The sequence below is a fragment of the Pseudomonas sp. RIT-PI-AD genome (assembly GCF_025642785.1).
Classification (GTDB): domain Bacteria; phylum Pseudomonadota; class Gammaproteobacteria; order Pseudomonadales; family Pseudomonadaceae; genus Pseudomonas_T.
In genome coordinates this window covers 22,047-30,028 of sequence record NZ_JANZKU010000035.1, presented here as the reverse complement: position 1 = coordinate 30,028, position 7,982 = coordinate 22,047, and the positions used below count along the sequence as shown (strand labels likewise).

The window sequence follows — 7,982 nt, the reverse complement described above, 5'->3', positions numbered from 1 at the left end:
GCCAGCGCAACAGGCGGCGTTCCAGGGCCTTGGCGGAGATGTCGAGGGCGAAACCGACGGCGCCGACCAGGACGATGCCCAGCAGCATCAGGTCCATGCGGAACTCCGCGCGGCTTTCCATCAGCAGCACGCCGATGCCGTCACCCGAGCCGAGCATGTATTCGGCGCCGAGGGTGGCCAGCCAGGAAAACACCAGCGCCAGGTAGAGGCCGTTGAAGATCGACGGCAGCGCCGCGGGCAACACCAGGCGGGCGAACATCTGCCAGCGGGAAAAACCCATGACCCGCGCCGTCTCGACCAGTTCGCGGGGTACGCCGGACACCCCCTCGAAGCTGTTCAGCAGCAGCGGGAAGAAGGCGGCCCAGGCGATGAACGCCAGTTTGCTGCCCTCGCCGAAACCGAACCACAGCGACAGCAGCGGTAACCAGGCGAACAGCGAGACCTGCTTGATCGCGTTGAGGGTCAGGCCGAAGAAGCGTTCGCTGCGCCGCGACACGCCGAGCAACACGCCCAGGGCCAGGCCGAGGCCGCCGCCGAGGGTGAAGCCGGCGAGGTCGCGCGCCAGGCTGCGGCCGAGGGTCAGCCAGATCGTTGCGCCGGTGCTCGCCTGCAACGCGGCGTCGAGCACCTTGTCCGGAGCGACGAACAGCCGGCTGTCGGTGAGGCCGAAGGCGTATGCCGCCCACCAGGCGAGCAGGAGCAGCAGCGGCAGGGTCAGGCCACGGCGCAGGCGCCGTCGGGAGTGGGCATTCATCGGTGTAACCTCATGGGCCGAAGCCGGCGCGGCGCCAGCGCAGGATGTATCGCTCGACCCGGGCCAGGATCAGGTCGAGAAGAAAGCCGATGACCCCGATGCTCGCCACCGCCACCAGCATCACGTCGAGCTGGTAGAGCTGGCGGCTGTCGACCATGAGGAAACCCAGGCCCTCGGAGGAGGCCAGTAACTCCACCACCACCAGGGCCAGCCAGCTTTTGGTGAGCGCGTAGCGGATGCTGCTCCAGGTGGTGGGAAACGCGGCCGGCAGGATCACCCGCAGCAGCAGTTGCCGGTGGCTGAAACCGTAGGTGCGGCCGACCTCGAGGTAGCGCGACGGCACCGCGCGAATGGCGTTGCAGGTGTTCAGCGCCACCGGCAGCAAGGCCGCCTGGGCGACCAGCACGATCTTCAGGGTCTCGCCGATGCCGAGCAGCAGCATCAGCAGCGGCAGCCAGCCCAGCAGCGGCACGTAGGCGATCAGCCGGACCAGCGGATAGAGGTAATCGCTGGCACGTTCGGACAAGCCCATCGCCGCCCCGAGCAGCAGGCCGGTGACGCTGCCCAGGAAAAAGCCGAGAAGCACCCGTTGCAGGCTGATGAGCACATGCTCCAGCAGTTGCCCGTTGGCGAGCATCTCGCGGGCCGTGCCCAGGACCAGCTCCGGGCCCGGCAGGACCTGCGAAGCGACCAACTCGTAGCGCGCGCTCAGCCACCAGGCCAGCGTCAGCGCCAGGGGCAGCAGCCAGGGCCAGAGCGCGTGCAGGGCGCGGCTGGCCAGGCGCGTCCAGGCGATGCCGGGCAGGGCGCCGCCGGCGGGCAGGGCGGACGGCAGCGCGCGATGGATGCTCACTCGGTCGCCTCGGCGATGGGCGTGCCGCTGGCGTCCAGCGGTTGCCAGTGATGCTCCAGCTTCAGCGCCTTCAACGCTTGGTCGAGGAAGCTGTGGTCCATCCACTGGTCGAGGTCGAAGTCCTTGCCGCGCAACAGTCGCAGTTCCTTGGCCAGGCGATAGGTGTCGTGGTACTGGGCGACCAGGAAGGGGTCGAACAACGGGTTGGCGCGCTGGCTCCAGGGACGGTCGCCGGTGTCTTCCTTGATCGCCTCCTGCAGGCGGAAGCTCCACCAGGGGCCATAGACCGCTTCCTTGTTCGCCTCGTCCGAACCCCACTGGGCCGCGCGGACCAGCACCTTGACGATCCGCGCGGTGGTTTCCGGGTACTGGCGGGCGAAGTCGTCGCGCACGATCAAACCGGTCTGCGCGGTGGCGTGGGTGTCGCGGTCGCGGGTGGTGTAGACGATCTTGGCCGCGCCGGCGTTGCGCAACAGCAGCAGCTCGGGGCCGCCGAACACTGCGTCGATGTCGCCGGTCCCCAGGGCGGTGGTGGAGGTGGCCTGGTCGAGGCTGACCTGGCGCACATCGCGCTCGCTCAGCCCGTTAGCGGCGAGGATGCGGATGACCTGCAGGTGGATGTAGTTGCCCTTGAGGTAGGCCACCCGCTTGCCCTTGAGGTCGGCGATCGACTGGATCGGCGAGTCGGTCTTCACTGCCAGGTAGGCGTTGCTGAACTTGCTCACCGGCAGGATGTAGCGGGTCTTCACCCCGGCGGAGCGGCCGATCAGCGAAATCAGGTCGCCCTGGCCGGCGAAGTCCAGTTGGTTGCTGGCCAGGGCCTCGCCGACCATGGGTACGGTGTTCAGGCCGACGAACTCGAAGGTGGTGGCGTCCTGCTTGAATTCCTCCTGGAACAGGCCGCGGGCGTGAGCGATGCCGAGCAGGCCCCAGCCCCAATGGTCGTTGCCGGCGCTGGACAGCGCCGGCCCACCGAGGCGGATCTGCTTCGGTGGGGTTTCCGCCAGGGCCGGGCCGGCGCTGGCCAGCAGGCCCAGCGCCAGCAGGGCGTAGCGCCCGAGGCGGGCGAGGGCGCGGTACCGATACGTCATGGGGCCTCTCCCAGCAAGTCGGGTTGTTCCTTGAGGATGCTCTGGTACAGCGGCTGGAAGTTCAGCCAGCCGTTGTACGCCTGGAAGCGCTCGGCGCTGCGCCGCGCGTATTCCTCGTCCATGGTCAGGGTCGAGCCCATGGACTCGGCGGCGATCTGCGACTGGCAGACCTTCTCCAGGGAAATGAACAGGTAGGCGGTCTCGTCGACGCTCTGGCCGACGGTGAGCAGCCCGTGGTTCTTCAGCAACAGCGCGCGGTTGCCCTCCAGCGCCTGGGCCAGCAGGTCGCCCTCGCCGTGGGCGTGGCTGTCGTAGATCGCGTGCTTGCCGAAGAACACCGCCGATTCGGCGCTGGCCGGCGGGATCAGCCGGCCGTTGGTGGTCCAGGTGCGTCCGTAGAGGGAGTGCACGTGGGCCACCGAAAGGATATCCGGGCGACGCGTGTAAATCGCCGCGTGCAGCGGAATGCCGCCCGGGTGCGGGTAGCCCTCGCCCTGCACCAGGTCGCCGTCCAGGTCGATCAGCAGCAAGTCGTCGGCGCTGATCAGGTTGAAGCTCAGGCCGAACGGGTTCATCCAGAAATGGTTGGGGTTTTCCGGATCGCGCGCGGAGATATGGCCCATCACCCCCTCGTCGTAGCCCAGCTTGCCGAAGATGCGGAAGGCGGCGGCGAGCTTGTGCTTGCGGTGCGCGCGTTCCTCCTCGACGCTGGCGAACACCGGCGGCTGCGGGCGCGGATAGCCCATGGCCTTCTGGAAGCGGCGTTCGATGTCCGTGCGCGGAGCGGGCTGCTGGCTGGCCGTGGCGGCGTTGCTCATGCCTGTTTCCTCTCGGTTTCGCCCAGCCGGCGCGCCGCGGCGTAGCGGTTCTCGGGGAAGTCCAGGCCGAGGTTGCCGCGGAAGGTCGTGGCCTCGTACTCGGTGCGGAACAAGCCGCGTTCCTGGAGGATCGGGATCACCTTGTCGATGAAGCGCTGGGTCAGGTGCAGGTTGCCGAAGACGATGAAGCCGTCGACCACCGGCTGCTCGAACAACGCCTGAAGCTTGTCGGCGATCTGCACCGGCGTGCCGACGAAGGCGCCGCGGGGGTTGGCTGCGCGCAGGGCGAGCTGGCGCAGGGTGAGGTTTTCCTCGCGGGCGATGCGCTTGTAGTACTCGGCGGTGGACCTGAAGCTGTCCTTGCCGATGTCGCCCAGGTCCGGCAGCGGCTCGTCGAGGGGGAACTGGGCGAAGTCGAAGAAGCTGAAGTAGCGGCTCAGGTACTTCACCGCGAACTCGATGTCGATGTATTTCAGCGTTTCCTGGTACAGGTGCTCGGCTTCCTCCTGGGTGTCGCCCACGATCGGGCCGATGGAGGGCAGCACCAACACCTGCTCGGGGTCGCGGCCGTAGGCTTTCACCCGGCGCTTGATGTCCTGGTACTGGGCCTGCGCCTCGCTCAGGTCGCCGTTGCCGATGCTGGAGAAGTCCGAGAAGATCGCGTCGGCGTAGCGCGCCGCCAGGTCGCGCCCGGCATCCGAGGCGCCGGCCTGGAATTGCACCGGGCGGCCCTGGGGCGAACGCTCGATGTTCAGCGGCCCCTGCACGGAGAAGAACTCGCCCTTGTGATCGAGGGTGTGCATCTTGTCGAAGTCGACGTACTGGTTGGTCTCGCGGTTGCGCACGAAGGCATCGTCCTCCCAGGAATCCCACAGGCCGTTGACCACGCCGACGTATTCCTGGGCGATGCGGTAGCGCAGCGCGTGGTCGTACAGCTTGTCGTGGCCGTGGTTCTTGGCCACGCCTTCCAGCGCCGAGGTCACCGCGTTCCAGCCGGCGCGGCCGTTGCTGATCTTGTCCAGCGAAGCGAGTTGGCGGGCGGTGGTGAAGGGCTCGCTGTAGGAGGTGGTCATGGTGCCGACCAGGCCGATCCGCTCGGTCACGGCGGACACCGCCGACAGCGCGCTGATGGGTTCCAGGCGGCTGAGGAACGGCCAGGTGGCATCCTTGGAGATGTAGGCCGAGTCGGCGATGAAGGCGAAGTCGAACTTGGCCGCCTCGCCGAGCTGGGCGAGCTTGATGTAGCTGCGGATGTCGGAGACGGCGCCGTCCGGGATCTGCGGGTCGCGCCAATGGCCACCGCCCCCCTGGATACCGATGCCGAAGCGAAGTGTGCGTGTGTCGGTGCGAGCCATGGTCTACTCCTGCGGTGCAGCGGCGACGCGAAGGACGTCCGGCTGCTGTGGGTGGATCGGGAGCGGCTGTCCTGTGCAGGGTGAGCGCGGTGCCAGGCCAAACTACGAAAGCGGCGGGGCTTCTGGAACCGATAAATTCGCCGTTGGTTATGCGTTAAAGTCGCAAGCGGGCAAGTTCGGTCGATGGAAAGTTATCAGCGGGCATGGAGCCGCGCCGGTCCGGGCGGCCGGCGCGTGGACGGGTGTAGGGAGTCAGGCGCGCGCGGCGTGGTCGATCAGACGGTCCAGCAGCGCCGCGCCGAACGGCCAGTCGCCCAGTTGCGATGCCGCGCCGAGGTGACCCTTGGCCCCGGCGATTTCCAGGCGTGCGCCCCAGGCCTCGGCGAAGCGCTCGGCCCGCGCCAGGCTGACCTTCGGATCGTCGGTGCTGGCGACCACCACGCTTTCGAACGGCAGTGGACGCAAGGGAATGGGCGCGAAGCCCTGGGTGCCGGGCGGATAGTCCGGCGCCTCGACGTCGCTCGGCGCCACCAGCAGGGCGGCTTTCACCGGGCCGCTGTAGCGGCTCGCCCAGTGCGCCACCAGGCTCACCGACAGCGAGTGGGCGACCAGCACCACCGGGGTGTCGGCCTCGGCGATCGCCGCCTGCAGGGCCTCGACCCAGTCGTCGCGGTCGGGGTTCTGCCATTCCCGTTGCTGCACCCGGCGGTAGGCCGGGTGGCGGGTTTCCCAATGGGTTTGCCAATGCTGGTCTGTCGAGTTGCCACGTCCGGGCAGGATCAGAACGCGCACATCAGTCATCTGTGGTTTTCCTCGTGGTACGGCCCGCCGGGGCGCCGGCGGGCCTTGCTGGGTATGCGGTGGGGCGCGCCCGGCAACCGGCGGGACGCCCCCGCCGCGGTGGCGGGCGATCAGAAGTCGTAGCGCACGCCGGCCAGCCAGGTGCGTGGCGGGTTGTAGGTGTAGGTGGTGCGCGACGGGGTCTCGTAGGTCTTGTCCAGCAGGTTCTTCACGGTGAACGACAGGGTCACCTGGGTGCCGCTGGGGGTGTAGAAGGCGCCGGCGTCCACCAGGGTCTGCGCCGGGGTTTCATAGGCATTGTCGACCCCGGTGTAGAAGCGGCTGGAACGCCGCACGTTGCCGTTCAGGCGCAGGTCGCCGCCCGGCACCGCGAGGTCGTAGACGCTGTTGAGGTTGAGGCTCAGGTGCGGCGCGAAGGGCAGTTCGTTGCCGCTGTAGTCGGCCAGCGAGGCGACGCCGTCCGGCAGGAACTGGTCGATCTTCGAACGCAGGTAGGAGACCGAGAAACTGGTCTGCCAGTCCGGCGTCAGGCGCAGCGTGGACTCCAGCTCGGCGCCGTAGGTATGCGCCGAGTCGGCGTTGGCCAGCACCGAGCCGATCACCTGGGAGCCATTGAAGATCGGGTCGCTGAGGCTGGTCTGGTAGTTCTCGTAGTCGTTGTAGAACAGCGCGATGTTGTTCTGCACGCGATTGCCGAAGGCGCTGGTCTTCACGCCCAGTTCGTAGGAGGTGACTTCTTCCGGGTCCACTGGCCGCTCGATCAGGCTCAGCAGGTTGGACGGCGCCGGGTTCCAGCCCCCGGACGTTTCCCCCTTGGCCCAGGTGAAGTAGGTGAACAGGCCGGGGTTGAAGCTGTAGTCGAGGGTCACCTTGGGCGTCACGCTGTTGTTCTTCTGCTTCCAGCCTTCGAAGGCGAAGCGCTGGGAGAGGTAGTCGCCGTTGGCGTTGCTGTTGTAGGCGTCGCCGTCGAGGGTGTGTTCTTCCTCCGAGTAGCGCAGCCCGCCGGTGACGCCGAAGGCGTCGGTGACCTTGTAGTGCAATTGGCCGAAGACGCCCTTGCTCTCCTTTTCGTTCCACGAGCGGGTGACCTGCCAGGTCGGCGCGGCGCCGAGGGCGCTCAGGCGGTCGAAGTCGAAATGCTCGCGGAAGAAGGTGGCGCCGGTGACGAAGTCGAAGCGCTCGTATTCGCCGAGGAACTGGAATTCCTGGGAAAGCTGGCGCTGGTCGATGTCCTGGTAGAACTTGTTGGTGCTGTAGGTCTCGCGGCCGTCGCTGTCCCACGGCTGGCCGTCCTCGATGCGTCGCCAGGCGGTGATCGACTTCAGCGTCAGGTGGTCGTCCAGCTCGCCGGTGACCTTGAGCGACACGCCGCCGTTCTTCTGGTCGGTCTGGGTGTCCCAGGAGGCCAGGGTACGGTTGTGGTTGAGGTGCGGGGTACGCGGCGAGGGCACGCCGTTGTCGGACTTGTCGCGGGCCTCGTCGATCGCCAGGTCGAAGCGCAGGCTGTCGGTGGGGCGGAACAGCAGCTTGGCACGCACCTGGTCGGTATCGAAGCCATTGACGTCCTTGTCCAGGGTGTAGTTGTAGGCGTAGCCGTCGCTGTGCCGGCTGGACACCGCCAGGCTGCCGCTGAGCAGGTTGGGCACCAGGGCGCCGCTGAAGTAGCCCTTCGATTCGAAGGTGCCGAAGTTGCCGCCGCCCACTTCCACCGAACCGACGAAGTCTTCGCTGGGCTCGCGGCTGATGATCTTCACCGCGCCGGAGCTGGTGTTCTGCCCGTACAGGGTGCCCTGCGGCCCGCGCAGGACCTCCACCCGCTCGATGTCCGGCAGGTTGGAATAGGCGTTGCCGAACTGGCGGGCGATGTACACGTCGTCCAGGTACACCCCCACCGAAGGGTTGCCGGCCGGCCGCGAGTTGCCGATGCCGCGGATGAACACGTATTGCTGGTTGATATAGGAACTCGGCAGGGTCAGGCCGGCCGCCTGGCCAGCGAGGTCGGCGAGGGTGTGCACCTGGCGTTCCTGCAACTGGCTCTCGCCGATGGCGCTGACCGCCACGGCGGTCTTCTGCACGTCGGTGGCGCGCCGCTCGGCGGTGACCGTGACGGTTTCCAGCGCGGTGTTCTTCGCCTTCCCGGCCTCGCTGTCGTCCTGGGGTTCAGTGGTCTCGGCGGCCAGGGCGGCGCTGCCGAGCAGCGCGAGCACCGAGGCCAGGCCCAGGCCCAGGGCATGGCGGGCGAAGGGTGCCGCGTACGCAGTATTACTCCCCATCTCAAACCTCACTTCAATCAATCGGAAAGCGGATCGG

At 67.6% G+C, this 7,982-nt stretch carries 7 protein-coding genes; all 7 read right to left on the bottom strand.

Translation table 11 applies throughout. From position 1 onward, the window contains the following. Positions 1-754: ABC transporter permease (locus OGL92_RS20660; protein WP_263147409.1), on the bottom strand; the 754-nt coding region annotated here is incomplete at its 3' end. A 10-nt stretch (positions 755-764) separates the two neighbouring features. Then, complete coding sequence (locus OGL92_RS20655) at positions 765-1,607, bottom strand: ABC transporter permease (RefSeq protein ID WP_263147407.1); 843 nt, start codon at positions 1,605-1,607, stop codon at positions 765-767. Then, a complete protein-coding gene (locus tag OGL92_RS20650; protein WP_263147404.1) occupies positions 1,604-2,698 on the bottom strand; it encodes an ABC transporter substrate-binding protein in 1,095 nt (364 codons plus the stop codon). The genes OGL92_RS20655 and OGL92_RS20650 overlap by 4 nt, the downstream gene beginning before the upstream one ends. Beyond that, the gene (locus OGL92_RS20645) at positions 2,695-3,516 is read right to left on the bottom strand and encodes a class II aldolase/adducin family protein (RefSeq protein ID WP_263147402.1); all 822 of its coding nucleotides are present in this window, start codon (positions 3,514-3,516) and stop codon (positions 2,695-2,697) included. Before OGL92_RS20645 ends, OGL92_RS20650 begins: the two co-directional genes overlap by 4 nt. Continuing rightward, entirely contained in the window at positions 3,513-4,871 is a 1,359-nt protein-coding gene (locus OGL92_RS20640; RefSeq protein ID WP_263147399.1) for an LLM class flavin-dependent oxidoreductase, read from the bottom strand. Before OGL92_RS20640 ends, OGL92_RS20645 begins: the two co-directional genes overlap by 4 nt. Before the next feature lie 252 nt (positions 4,872-5,123). Continuing rightward, complete coding sequence (locus tag OGL92_RS20635; RefSeq protein WP_263147397.1) at positions 5,124-5,672, bottom strand: alpha/beta hydrolase; 549 nt, start codon at positions 5,670-5,672, stop codon at positions 5,124-5,126. A gap of 110 nt (positions 5,673-5,782) precedes the next feature. Then, positions 5,783-7,945 carry a TonB-dependent receptor gene (locus OGL92_RS20630; protein WP_263147396.1) on the bottom strand — a complete coding sequence of 721 codons (2,163 nt, stop codon included), beginning with the start codon at positions 7,943-7,945 and terminating at the stop codon, positions 5,783-5,785. Positions 7,946-7,982 lie beyond the last annotated feature (37 nt).